This window comes from Xanthomonas sp. DAR 35659 (assembly GCF_041242975.1).
GTDB lineage: Bacteria > Pseudomonadota > Gammaproteobacteria > Xanthomonadales > Xanthomonadaceae > Xanthomonas_A > Xanthomonas_A medicagonis.
In genome coordinates this window covers 2,177,111-2,189,967 of the sequence record NZ_CP162488.1, presented here as the reverse complement: position 1 = coordinate 2,189,967, position 12,857 = coordinate 2,177,111, and the positions used below count along the sequence as shown (strand labels likewise).

Annotated in this window: 10 protein-coding genes; 1 reads left to right on the top strand and 9 read right to left on the bottom strand. The window is 69.9% G+C overall.

What is annotated here, in order from left to right:
• Positions 1-40: 40 nt before the first annotated feature.
• From AB3X07_RS09350 to hrcA, 9 genes are all read right to left on the bottom strand, one after another.
• Entirely contained in the window at positions 41-427 is a 387-nt protein-coding gene (locus AB3X07_RS09350) for a DUF2750 domain-containing protein (RefSeq protein WP_369944225.1), read from the bottom strand.
• 123 nt (positions 428-550) lie between these two features.
• Positions 551-1,666: a prephenate dehydrogenase gene (locus AB3X07_RS09345; protein WP_369944223.1), complete on the bottom strand. Its 1,116-nt coding sequence runs from the start codon at positions 1,664-1,666 to the stop codon at positions 551-553.
• Positions 1,663-2,571 (bottom strand): pyridoxal kinase, encoded by a 909-nt coding sequence (pdxY, locus tag AB3X07_RS09340; protein WP_369944222.1) that lies wholly within the window; start codon positions 2,569-2,571, stop codon positions 1,663-1,665. Before pdxY ends, AB3X07_RS09345 begins: the two co-directional genes overlap by 4 nt.
• 141 nt (positions 2,572-2,712) lie before the next feature.
• Entirely contained in the window at positions 2,713-3,429 is a 717-nt protein-coding gene (locus AB3X07_RS09335) for a DUF3142 domain-containing protein (RefSeq protein WP_369944220.1), read from the bottom strand.
• On the bottom strand, positions 3,426-5,507 hold the full coding sequence (locus tag AB3X07_RS09330; RefSeq protein ID WP_369944219.1) for a hypothetical protein: 2,082 nt from the start codon (positions 5,505-5,507) through the stop codon (positions 3,426-3,428). Before AB3X07_RS09330 ends, AB3X07_RS09335 begins: the two co-directional genes overlap by 4 nt.
• Before the next feature lie 159 nt (positions 5,508-5,666).
• Complete coding sequence (gene dnaJ / locus AB3X07_RS09325) at positions 5,667-6,797, bottom strand: molecular chaperone DnaJ (protein ID WP_369944218.1); 1,131 nt, start codon at positions 6,795-6,797, stop codon at positions 5,667-5,669.
• Between the two features lie 150 nt (positions 6,798-6,947).
• A complete protein-coding gene (gene dnaK / locus AB3X07_RS09320; RefSeq protein WP_369944216.1) occupies positions 6,948-8,873 on the bottom strand; it encodes a molecular chaperone DnaK in 1,926 nt (641 codons plus the stop codon).
• 150 nt (positions 8,874-9,023) lie between these two features.
• Positions 9,024-9,545: a nucleotide exchange factor GrpE gene (grpE, locus tag AB3X07_RS09315; RefSeq protein WP_369944214.1), complete on the bottom strand. Its 522-nt coding sequence runs from the start codon at positions 9,543-9,545 to the stop codon at positions 9,024-9,026.
• Positions 9,546-9,727: 182 nt separating this feature from the next.
• Entirely contained in the window at positions 9,728-10,786 is a 1,059-nt protein-coding gene (gene hrcA / locus AB3X07_RS09310; protein ID WP_369944212.1) for a heat-inducible transcriptional repressor HrcA, read from the bottom strand.
• A gap of 113 nt (positions 10,787-10,899) precedes the next feature.
• Between hrcA and recN the strand changes: the two genes are divergently transcribed.
• Positions 10,900-12,567, top strand: coding sequence for a DNA repair protein RecN (recN, locus tag AB3X07_RS09305; protein WP_369944211.1), 1,668 nt, complete (start codon positions 10,900-10,902; stop codon positions 12,565-12,567).
• The last annotated feature ends 290 nt before the right edge of the window (positions 12,568-12,857 follow it).

The window sequence follows — 12,857 nt, the reverse complement described above, 5'->3', positions numbered from 1 at the left end:
AGGAAGCAACGTCTGTGCGGCGGCCCGCGCACGCGACACGTTACTCATATTGATCCATTTCCTTCTCGATTTCCGACAGAAATAACCTCGGATCGACATGAACCGATTTTCCAGCAACAACGGGGAACACAGATATAACCCTATTATCCCGAATCAATCCGGGAATCCATCTTTCGATGAAAACCGATAGCTCTATTTTCTCAGGATTGGCACGAGCCCACTCCCCGACGCAATTTACCACCGCGAATTCTTTTTCAGGCCAGAGCGGCACCCCGATCCTTCCATGATCGCAGGCATCGACCGTCAACCAACCGTTCGCCCCCTTCAAACCCCAAACCTCCTCGTAATCAGCGACCTTCCTCAAAAAGTACCGATAACGATCTTCCGCATCCATTTTTATGAGGTTTTCTATTTTATTTCGATGCATCATCACTATCCATCCATCTGATGCCGACGCTGCCACCCATTGGGACTGAAGCGCCTCCCACATCGCGCTCGCACGGTGCATGTCGCGGCTAAAGCCGCTCCTACAGGGGCAATGGGCGCCGCTTCACTGCTGCGGCAGCACCCGGCCGATCCCGCTGGCGTCGATCTCCGCCGCGGCCGCCTGCAAGGCCGTCGCCGGCGTGGCCGGATCGAAGCCGATGCGGAAATGCAGTTCCCCGGCCGGCGTGCGCGAGGAATGGATCGAGGTCAGGCTCACCCCATGGCGCTCGAACACGTACAGCAGGGTCCGCAACGAACCGGCGCGATCCTCCGGCAGGTAGACGCTGAGGGTCAGCGGTTCGGTGAGATCGGCGAGCAGATAGCCGACGCGTTCGTAGCTGTAGTTGCCCTGCGCGATCGCCGCCTCGCCCAGCGCCTGCCGGTTGGCGTCGAGGAACTCGGCGCGGAACGCGCCGCGCGCCGCGTCGTCGCCGCCGCGCACGTGGTCGCGCAGGCGCGAGAGCTGCTCAATCAGGCCGTCGAGCACCTCGCCCACGTACGGGTTGCCGAACTGGATGTCCTCGTAGATCGCCGGATTCAGCGCCAGGATGCGCGCGATGATCGCGGTATCCAATTCGAACGAGGCCGAGCGGTAAGGCAGCAGCGCCTGCAGCGGCCCCAGCGTCGGCGCATGCGCGCGCAGCACGCCGGCCTGCGCCAGGTGGCTGGCGTGCACCATCGCCTGCACCAGCGCCATCACCCGGTCGTGGTGGTCGGGCGTGCTGCGCACGCACTCGGCCTCCAGCGCCACGCACGCCTGCTGCAGCCACGCCTGCCAGTGCGACAGCCGCGCTTCGCAGACCACCAGCACCCGGCCCTTCAAGGTCGGCGACTTCGGCGGCGCGGTCATCGGATGCAGGCCCGCCACTTCCGCCTGCGAGGCCAGCATCGCCGCCACCGGCGCGCGCTTCACCGAGGTCACGTCCAACCAGAGTTGCCCGCGCTCGCGTCCCTCGGCCAGGCGCACGTACTCGCCGATCACCGCCGGCGTCTGCCGGATCGGCGCCGAGAACACCAGGACCTGCGCGCGCGCCAGCAGCGCCTGCGGCGACAGCGACTGCGGGTCGGCCGGATCGTGGCCGAGCACCTCCAATTGCATGCGTTCGCGGAAGAAGCGATCCAGCCAGCGGCCGTAGGCGCCGGCACTGCCGACGATGCCGACGACCGGGCGCAGGCTCACGCCAGCCGCTCGGCGGCGAAGCGCAGCGGCGTGGCCAGCGCCGCCGGCGCGGCGGCGAGCACATCCAGTTCCTCGCAGTCGGCGGCCAGCGTCGCTTCCAGCGCGGCGTGCACGCCGGCGATGGCGCGGCCGATCGCCAGTTCGAACGCCTCGCCGCGCAGCAGGAACGCCACCAGCAGCGACATCAGCACGTCGCCGGTACCGGCCACGTCCACCGGCAGCAGCGGCGAGCACCAGCGATAGACCGCCTCGCGGCTCACCGCCAGCGTCACCAGTTGCCCGGCATCGCCGCCGACGCTGTGCGCCAGCACCCACTGCGGTCCGCGCGCCAGCAGCACGCGCGCGGCGGCGATGGCATCGTCCTGGGCCAGCGCCGGCATGCCGGTCAGGCGGCCGAGTTCGAACGCGTTCGGCGTGACCAGCCACGCGTGTGGCAACAGGCGCTCGGCGAAGACGCGTTCCAGCCCCGGTTCGACATAGGGGCCGGTGTGGGTATCGCCGATCACCGGGTCCAGGCAGTAGCGCAATGTCGGGCACTGCGGCAACGTGGCATCGAGCCAGTCGGCGAACGCGGCGCCGTTGCCGACGCTGCCGAAGTAGCCGGACACCAGCATGCGCGCGCGCTGCGGCAGGCCGCGCTCGCTGGCGCCGAGCAGCAGATCGGCGAACCAGTCCGACGGCAGCACCTTGCCGCGCAACGTGGCGTAGAACGGCGCATTGCTCAGCAAGGTGGTGGGGATCTCGGCCACGCGCACGCCCAGCGCGCGCAGCGGCGGCACCGCCGCGCTGTTGCCGGCATGGCCGTACACCAGTTGCGACTGGACCGAGATCACATCGATCGGCGAGGGTCCATCCGGGCGCTGGCGGCGGCCGTGGACGAGATGGCTGGCGGTGTCTGCGTTCATGCGCCCATTCTAGGCCGCGGCACCGGCGCGCGCAGGGCCCGCGCCCCGATCGGAGATGCGCCCAGCGCCGGCGGATGACACGCCGCGCGACCATGCAGCGCCAGTCGGCCAATCAGCGAACGCGCGTCCAGTCCGGACCGCTCAGCGGTTGCGCAGGAACACCACGTAGCCGCGAAACCATGGATTGGCCTGCAATCCATCCGGCGGTTGCCAGTCGCCGTCCTGCAACAGGCCGATGCGGAACGGCACCCGCAATCTGCCCAGCCGCGCGACATAGAGCGGGTAGTCGGGGATCACCGCGCGTCCCTGGTAGATCTGCAAGACCACCTCGTCCACCACCTGGCCCAGCGCGTCCAGCGCCTCGGCGCGGCCGTTGACGCTCCAGTCCAGCAGGCCGGTGACGCCGAGTTGGTAGTCGGCCGGCAGGTGCGCGCGCAGGGTGCGCAGGAAGGCCACGTACTGCGCGAGCCGGCCGGTGCCGGCATCGAAATCGATCTGCAGGCCCGCCACCGCGTTGCCGGCCTCGCGCCAGCGTTGCAACTGCGCCAGCACCGCCGCATACAAGGCCGGCGTCCAGTCGATGCGTTCCACCCGCAGCACCATCCACACCTGGCAGTGGCGCAGCCGCGGCAACGCGGCGCGTTGCGACAGCAGACGCGGCGGCGCCCCCGCCTCCATCGGCACTTCGGCCTGCAGCAGATACACGCGCCGCGCGCTGGCCAGCACCGGCTGCGGACGCACTCCGGCCCACAGCCAGAACGCGTCGTGGCGGCGCGCGTCCACCGGCGCGGCGCTGGCTGCGCCGAAGCCGGCGCACAGCGCCAGCAGCACGGCGCAGTACCCGAGCGATCGCCTCACCAGTAGTACTTCAGGTCCCGCGCCCACGACGAGGACGAGAAGTCGCGTTTCAGCCGCTGGAACCAACGCTTGCGCTCGGCCACCGGCACCTCCTTGCCGCCGCAGTGGTTGTAGCCGGTGGGCGCATAGCAGCTGATCGCCTCGTACAGGGCGTGTGCCTTGTCGCCGGCGGCCGCCTGCGGGTCGTCGATGATGCGCTGGTAGACCGGCATGCGGAAGTACACGGGACCGGGGAATTGCGCCGGCGCCCCGCCCAGTTCGGCGGCTGGCGGCGGCAGGTTGATCGGCAAATCGTCCCATTGGTTGTTCTGCACGAACCGGGCCAGGCACAGTTGCGCGCGCGCATCGGCAGGGCGCTCGGCCAGGCGCGCGGCCACCGCCTCGATCGCCGGACAGGCGTCCTCGCCCTGCTCGGCGGCGCTGGAGAACACCTCCAGCGGCGAGGAGAACCGCGGCAGCCAGTACGGCTCGCTCACCGCCTCGTCGCGGTCGAGCCGAAGATTGGCCAGCAACGCGCGGTCCTGCAGGAAGGCCTTGGGCTGGCCCCGGGTGAGGTCCTTGTACAGCAGCACGAAGGCGGCGAGCTGGCGCTCGTGCGCCGATGCGGTCGGCGCCAGGGCATGGCGGCGCAGCAGATCGGCGCTGGCGGCATAGATCAGCAATTGGTCGCGGACCGCCTGGTGGTCGATGGGGGAATCCTGGGCGAACGCCTGGTCGAGCGTACGGTCGCGCTCCAGGCGCCGCGCCAGCGCCAGTTGCGCCAGCGATCGCTGCGAGGCCGGGTCGGCGCTGTCGAGTAGGTGCCGCCAGTAGGTGGCGAGGTCCGGCGCGCCGCTGGCTTCCAGTGCCAGGCCCTTGAGCATGGCGATGGCGAAGGCCACGTTGCCGCGCCCGGGCGCGGCCTTGCCGGTCTCCGCTTCCAGCACCCGCAGCGCCTGCGCTGGCGCATCGGCCACGTAGTAGTGGTAGCTGGCGAGCACCAGCGCGAACAGCGCCGGCGTGTCGGCGAACTTCGGCCGCTGCGCCTGCAGTGCCGCCAACGAGAGCCGCTGGCGCTCGCCGCCCGGGCGCATCGCCTTGAGATCGGCCACCGCCAGCAACCATGGCGTGCTCAGTGCCGCGGGATCGGCGCTCGCGAGCAGCTTGTTGTCGATTTCCGCTGCCAGTTCCGCGTCCGACAGGCCACGCTGCGCAGCCGGCAGATGCAGCAGACGCTCGTATTCGGCGGCCAGCTTCTGGGTGTCGCCGCCGAGCCAGTCCAGGCGCCGCAGCAGGCCGCGCGCCGAGGCGGCGTAGCGTCCGCGCGGGTAGTCGCGCAGGTAGTCGGCGAATGCCTGTTCGGCGCGCGCCAACGCGGCGCGGTCGACCTGTGGCGGATCGCGCTGAACGCCGTACTCGTCGAAGCTGTCGACCTGCGCCGCATTCAGCGCCACCCGCCCGCGCATGTAGCGGGCCGTTTCCCTGAGCCAGGGATCGGCCGCCTTGCCCAACCCATCGAACCCCTGCGCGGACGCATCGAACGCGCCGGCATAGAACGCGCTGGCGGCCTGCAGGTACTGCGCGAACTCCCTGCCCGCCGCCGAGGCGACCTCGGTGGGAACGGCGATTTCCTGGTCCGGGCACTGCGCCGGCCGCGCCTGCCGCAGGCGCGCTTTTTCGGCCGCCGGCACGCGCGGATTGGCGTCGAGCGCGGCGTCGAACGCGCTGCCGCCGCGCGCATGGCTGTTGCAGCGGTTGGCGTCGCCGTCGAGGAGTGCGTCGGCGCCCCTGCTCTGCGGCTGTCCGGGCGGTTGCAGCACCGCCACCGCATCCTCCCAGGTGAACGCCGGCGCGAGCGCGCCGGCACGCGCGATGGCCGGCGCCGCGCCATCGCGCATCAACAGCAGCAGGTTGATCCGCGTGTCGCTGCCCGGCGCCAGCGCGACCGTGTTCTGGCAGCCGCCGTACTCGCCGAACTGCAGCGACAGGCCGGGCGAGCAGCCGGCGTCGGAACTGGCCAGCGCGGGCGCCGCGCCGCCTGCGCAGACCAACAGCGCGGCGAGGCGAAGGAAAACGAGAAAAACACGGCCGACGTCCATGGCGGATCCTGCAAGCGTACGCGCCTGGGTCGGCGCCGCGGCAGTGTCGCATGCCGGAGCGCGCCAGCGGCAGAACCCGGCACGCGCAGCGTTGCGCCACGCGTGTAGCGTGCGGTGGTCACGCCGGCACCATGCCGGCGCGCCACACGCGCGCGAGGATCAGGACGTCATCCGGTCCCAGAAGCCCTTCACGCCGTCGATGAAGGTCGCCGACTTGGGCGAATGCTTGCGCGCGTCCTCGCCGGTGAAGGTGGCCTCGAACTGCTCCAGCAACTTGCGCTGATCGGCGGTGAGATTGACCGGGGTTTCCACCACCACGCGACAGTACAGATCGCCCTCGCTCCGGCTGCGCACCGACCGCACGCCCTTGCCGCGCAAGCGAAACAGCTTGCCGGTCTGGGTCTCGGCGGGAATGCGGATTTCCGCCTCGCCACCCAGGGTGGCCACGCGCACGGTGTCGCCCAGCGCGGCCTGGGAGATGCGGATCGGCACCTCGCAGTGCAGGTCGTCGCCGTCGCGCTGGAAGATCGGGTGCTCGCGCACGCGCACTTCCACGTACAGGTCGCCCGGCGGCGTGCCGGCCGGCCCGGCCTCGCCTTCGCCGGACAGGCGGATGCGGTCGCCATTGTCCACGCCGGCGGGGATCTTGACCGACAGCACCTTGGTCTCCTCGACGCGCCCGGCGCCATGGCAGGTGCCGCAGGGGTTCTGCACGATCTGGCCGCGGCCGGCGCAGTGCGGGCAGCTCTGCTGCATGGCGAAGATGCCGCGCTGGATGCGCACCTGGCCACGGCCGTGGCAGGTGCCGCAGGTCTCGACCTTGCCGTCTTCCGACCCGCTGCCGTGGCAGTGCTCGCATTCGCCCAGGGTCGGGATCTCGATGCGGCGCTCGATCCCGGCGACCGCTTCCTCCAGGTCCAGCTCCAGCACGTAGCCGATGTCGGCACCGCGCCGCGCCGCGCGCGCGCCGCCGCCGGCCCCGCCGAAGATGTTGCCGAAGATGTCGCCGAAGATGTCGCCCATGTCCGGGCCGCCGGGACCGCCGCCCATGCCGCCCATGCCATGCTCGAACGCGGCATGGCCGTGCGCGTCGTACATGCGCCGCTTGTTGCCGTCGGACAGGACCTCGTAGGCCTCCTTGCACTCCTTGAACGCGGCCTCGGCGGCCTGGTCGCCCGGGTTGCGGTCGGGGTGGTACTTCATCGCGCAACGGCGATAGGCCTTCTTCAGCTCGTCGTCGCTGGCGCCGCGGGCCACGCCCAGCACCTCGTAATAGTCGCGTTTGCTCATGGCAGGGAATGGGCGATCGGGAATGGGGAATGGTTCAAAACGGGCATCCTGTGGCGATACGTCATAGCGGCGCTGGAACCGGGAACCTTAAACGGCGAAGGAGCGGAGCCTGAGCACCGCTCCTTCGCGAGCCGATTCCCTAAGGCTGGATCAGGCCTTCTTGTCGTCTTTGACTTCGGTGAACTCGGCGTCGACCACGTCGTCGGCCGCGGAGGACGCCTGCGCGCCGCCGGCGTTGCCGCCCGGCTGCTGTTCGCCCGCCGCCGCGGCCGCGTACAGCGACTGGCCGGCCTCTTCCAGCGCCTTGGTCTTGGCCTCGATCTGGGCCTTGTCGTCGCCCTTCATCGCGGTTTCCAGATCCGCCAGCGCCGACTCGACCTTGCCGATCACGTCGCCGCCGACCTTGCTGCCGTGCTCGGTGATCGCGCTGCGGGTGGCGTGGATCAGGCCGTCGGCCTGGTTGCGCGCCTGCACCAGTTCGTGGAACTTCTTGTCTTCCTCGCGGTTGGCTTCCGCGTCGGCGACCATCCGCTGGATCTCGTCGTCCGACAGACCCGAACCGGCCTTGATCTCGACCTTCTGTTCCTTGTTGGTCTTCTTGTCCTTGGCCGACACGTGCAGGATGCCGTTGGCGTCGATGTCGAAGGACACCTCCACCTGCGGCAGGCCGCGCGGCGCCGGCTCGATGCCGGACAGGTCGAACTTGGCCAGCGACTTGTTGTAGCGGGCCTGCTCGCGCTCGCCCTGCAGCACGTGCACCGTCACCGCGGACTGGTTGTCCTCGGCGGTGGAGAAGGTCTGCGAGGCCTTGGTCGGGATGGTGGTGTTCTTCTCGATGATCTTGGTGAACACGCCGCCCAGGGTCTCGATGCCCAGGCTCAGCGGGGTCACGTCGAGCAGCAGCACGTCCTTGACGTCGCCGGCCAGCACGCCACCCTGGATCGCCGCACCCAGCGCCACCGCCTCGTCGGGGTTGACGTCCTTGCGCGGGTCCTTGCCGAAGAACTCGGCCACCGCCTGCTGCACCTTCGGCATGCGGGTCTGGCCACCGACCAGGATCACCTCGGTGATGTCGCTGGCGCGCAGGCCGGCGTCGTTCAACGCGGTGCGGCACGGTTCGATGGTGCGCTTGACCAGGTCGTCGACCAGCGCTTCCAGCTTGGCGCGGGTCAGCTTGATGTTGAGGTGCTTCGGACCAGACGCGTCGGCGGTGACGTACGGCAGGTTGACTTCGGTCTGCTGCGAGGACGACAGCTCGATCTTGGCGCGCTCGGCGGCGTCCTTCAGGCGCTGCAGCGCCAGCGGATCCTTGCGCAGGTCGATGCCCTGGTCCTTGCTGAACTCGTCGACGAGGTAGTCGATGACGCGCTTGTCGAAGTCTTCGCCGCCCAGGAAGGTGTCGCCGTTGGTGGCCAGCACTTCGAACTGCTTCTCGCCGTCGACGTTGGCGATCTCGATGATCGACACGTCGAAGGTGCCGCCGCCCAGGTCGTACACGGCGATCTTGCGGTCGCCGCCCTGGCCCTTGTCCAGGCCGTAGGCCAGCGCCGCGGCGGTCGGCTCGTTGATGATGCGCTTGACGTCCAGACCGGCGATGCGGCCGGCGTCCTTGGTCGCCTGGCGCTGGCTGTCGTTGAAGTACGCCGGCACGGTGATGACCGCCTCGGTGACGGTCTCGCCCAGGAACGCCTCGGCGGTCTTCTTCATCTTCTCCAGCACCTGCGCGGAGATTTCCTGCGAGGCCAGCTTGCGCCCGTCGGCGGTGGCCACCCAGGCGTCGCCGTTGTCGTGCTGCACGATGCCGTACGGCACCAGGCCGATGTCCTTCTGCACTTCGGCGTCGGTGAACTTGCGGCCGATCAGGCGCTTCACCGCGTAGAAGGTGTTCTTGGGGTTGGTGACGGCCTGGCGCTTGGCCGAGGCGCCCACCAGCACTTCGCCGTCCTTGGTGTAGGCCACAATCGAAGGCGTGGTGCGGTCGCCCTCGGAATTCTCGATGACGCGGGCCTTGCCGCCGTCCATGATCGCCACGCACGAGTTGGTCGTGCCCAGGTCGATGCCGATGATCTTGCCCATTGGAATGACTCCTGAAAATGTCGGGTATCCGGCCGCAGCCGGGGTCTGGTTCGGATATAGGGATGGCCGGGGTTCATTCAAGCCATCACCGCAAACAAGCGTTCCACCGCGGACGCGCCCGATTCAGGCGCGCACCGGCGGCGGCGCGCCTCAGTCGTGCTTGGCCACCACCACCAGCGCCGGCCGCAGCAGACGGTCGTTGAGCAGGTAGCCCTTCTGGAACACCTGCATCACGTGGCCCGGGGCGACGCCCTCGGCCTCGGCCTGGCTGATCGCCTGGTGGTGTTCCGGGTTGAACGGTTGCCCGGTCGGGTCGAGCAAGGTCAGCCCGTTGTCGGCGGCGACCTTGAGCAGTTGCTTGTAGGTCAGCTCCAGGCCGTCGCGCAGCGGGCTGGGCTCGCTGCCGGCGGCGGCCAGGCCGGCGTCCAGGCTGTCGAACACCGGCAGCAGGTCGCCGAGCAGGCGTTCGTTGGCGAACTTGCGTGCCTGCTCGACATCGCGGGCGATGCGCTTGCGCTGGTTTTCCAGGTCGGCGCGCTCGCGCAGCGCATCGGCCTTGACCAGCGCCAGTTCGCTGCGCAGCGTCTCCAGCTCCGCCTGCAGCGGATCGGTGGAGGGCTGCTGCGCCTCGGACAGGTGTTCAGAATCGAATTCGGGGTGGTCTTGGTTCATTTCCGGTTCCCTGGCGGGAGGTGCACCCGCCCTACCGGACCACCTATGTGGGCGTCGGGACGGGATTCAAGATGCTGTGTTGCATTTTGGGGGAATGGGGAGGCGGGAATCGGGAATGGGAAAGCGGGTGCGCGGCGGCCGGCTGGCCGGCCCGGGAGGAACACGCTACCGACAGATCACAGCTAGCGTTCGGCCGGTGGGGTCGGGTCGAGGGTGGCGCCCAGCACGTCGGCGGCGGTCTGCACCAGCGGGATCACCCGGTCGTAGTCCATGCGCTTGGGGCCGATCACCCCGAGCACGCCTAGCACCTGGCCGCCGGCCATGTACGGGGCGGTGACCAGCGACACGCTCTCCAGCGGCACCACCCCGGTCTCCTCGCCGATGAAGATGCGCACGCCCGGCGCGCGGATGGTGCGCTCCAGCAGTTGCAGGATCTCGCGCTTGCTGGCGAAGATCTCGAACAGTTCGCGCAGCCGGTCCAGGTCCGACAGGTCCTGCACCCCCATCAGCTTGGTCTGCCCGGCCAGCACCATGTCGTCGCCGGCCGGGGCCAGCGCCTGCTCGGCCAGCTCCACGCTGTGCGCCAGCAACTGCTCCATCGCGTCGCGCGCATGGCGCAGCTCGCGCAGCAGGCTGGCGCGGATGTCGGCCAGCGCGCGGCCGGCGAAATGCGTATTCAAATAGTTGGCGACGCGCTCCAGCTCGGCCGGCTCGTAGGCCTTGCGCGGCTCGATCACCCGGTTCTGCACCTCGTTGTCGGCGAACACCAGGATCGCCAGCACCCGCCGCGCGTCCAGCGGCACGAAGTCGATGTGCCGGAACGCGAACTGCTCGCGCTTGGGCGCGCTGACCACGCCGACGAAATGGGTCATCGCCGACAGCAGCTCCGAGGCGCTGCCCAGCAGCGCCTGGGTGCCGGCGGCATTGGCCATCTCCGCGCGCAGCCGCGCCACCTCGCCCTCGGCCGGCGGGCGCATCTGCACCAGGCTGTCGACGAACACGCGGTAGCCGGTGGCGGTGGGCACGCGCCCGGCCGAGGTGTGCGGCGAACTGAGCAGCCCGGCGTCCTCCAGGTCGGCGAGGATGTTGCGGATCGTCGCCGGGCTCACGTCCAGCCCGGCGTGGCGGGCCAGGGTCTGCGAGCCGACCGGTTCGCCATCGCGGATGTAGCGCGAGATCAGCGTGCGCAGAAGCTGCCGGGCACGCGGATCGAGCGAGGAGTGGACCGGGGAGGCGCGCATGGAATCACTCCGTGAGACTGGACACTAGATAATGGCTGCCTGCCGGCTTGGCAAGTCATTGGCCCACCTACCCGCGCGTGCTAGCGTTGCGCGGCCCTGGATTTGCGACCCCCATGCTCAGACATCTCTCGATCAAGGATTTCGCCGTGGTCCGCGGCACCGAACTGGAATTCGGCCCTGGCATGACCGTGGTGTCCGGCGAGACCGGCGCCGGCAAGTCGCTGATGGTGGACGCACTCGGCTTCCTGTCCGGGCTGCGCGCCGACAGCGGCGTGGTCCGCCACGGCGCCGACCGCGCCGAACTGTCGGCCGAATTCGCCGTGCCGGCGGACGCCCCGGCCCGCGCATGGCTGCGCGACAACGAACTCGACGACGAGGACCAGTGCCAGCTACGGCGGGTGATCCGCGCCGACGGCGGCTCGCGCGCCTGGATCAACGGCCGGCCGGTGACCCTGTCGCAGCTGGCGGAACTGGCCGGGCGCCTGGTCGAGATCCACGGCCAGCACGAGCACCAGGCGCTGCTGTCGCGCGGCAGCCAGCTCGGCCTGCTCGACGCCTATGCCCGCAACGAGGCCGAACGCGCCGCGGTGCGCGCCGCCGCCACACGCTGGCAGGCGCTGCTGGCCGAACGCGAGGCGCTGCTGGCGCAGGGCGACGTCAGCGACCGCATCGGCTTCCTCGAACACCAGTTGGCCGAACTGCAGCGCGAGGACCTGGAGCCGGCGGCGATCGCCGCCCTGGATGCCAACCATCGCCGCCAGGCCCATGCCGCCGCGCTGATCGGCGCCTGCGAGGCCGCCGCGCAGCGGATCAACGGCGACGAGGCGCCGGCGGTGCTGGACCTGCTGCAGCAGACCCGCCACGACCTGGGCAAGGTCGGCGAGTACGACGAACGCCTGGCCGAGGTGCAGGCGCTGCTCGACAGCGCGGCGATCCAGTTGGAAGAGGCACTGGCGCTGATCGACCGGGTCCGCGACGACCTCGATGCCGACCCTGCGCAGTTCGAGGACATGGAACGCCGGCTCGGCCGGCTGCACGACCTGGCGCGCAAGCACCGGGTCACCCCGGACACCCTGGGCGAGCACCGCGACGCGCTGCTGGCCGAGGTCGAGGGCCTGCGAGGTGCCGGCGAACGGCTGGACGCACTGGACGCGGAGATCGGGCACGCGGCGCAGGCCTGGCGCACGGCCGCCGCCGCCCTCACCGGCACCCGCCAGCGCGGCGCGCAGGCGCTGTCGCGCGACACCACCGCGCTGATCGGCGAACTGGGCATGGGCGGCGGCCGCTTCGAAATCCAGCTCGAAGCGCAGGAGGTCGAGCGCCCCGATCCGACCGGCGCCGAGCGCGTGGAATTCCTGGTCGCGGCCAATGCCGGGCAGCCGCCGCGCGCCCTGCGCAAGGTCGCCTCCGGCGGCGAGCTGTCGCGCATCTCGCTGGCGATCGAGGTCGCCGCGCTGGGCCTGGACGCGGTGCCGACCATGGTCTTCGACGAAGTGGACTCGGGCATCGGCGGCGCCGTCGCCGACATCGTCGGCAAGAAGCTGCGCGCGCTCGGCGAGCAGCGCCAGGTGCTGTGCGTGACCCATTTGCCGCAGGTCGCGGCGCAGGGCCACGCCCACTACCGGGTCAGCAAGGCGCCGGTCGAGGGCATGACCCAGAGCGCGGTCGAGCTATTGGGGCCGCGCCAGCGCGAGGAGGAACTGGCGCGGATGCTGGGCGGGGTCGAGGTCAGCAAGGAAGCCCGCGCCGCCGCCAAGCGGCTGCTGCAGAGCGCCGGCTGAGGCCGCCGTCTATTGCGCGGGGAAGCCCGCAGCAGGCCTCGGATCGGATCCGCTTCGAGGCAAGCCGCCCCTGCCCAGCCCCAGCCGCAACACCCAGCCACGAGCGTGCACCCTGTAGGAGCGGCTTCAGCCGCGACGAACGGAGCAGTCGAACCATAAGATGCAGAGGCTGTCGGGACTGAAGTCCCTCCCACACTGCACCAGCCGGCCCCTCGCAGACCCCTGTAAGAGCGGCTTCAGCCGCGACGAACGAAGCCCTCAAACCATCCAGGCACCAGAAACTGCCAGGA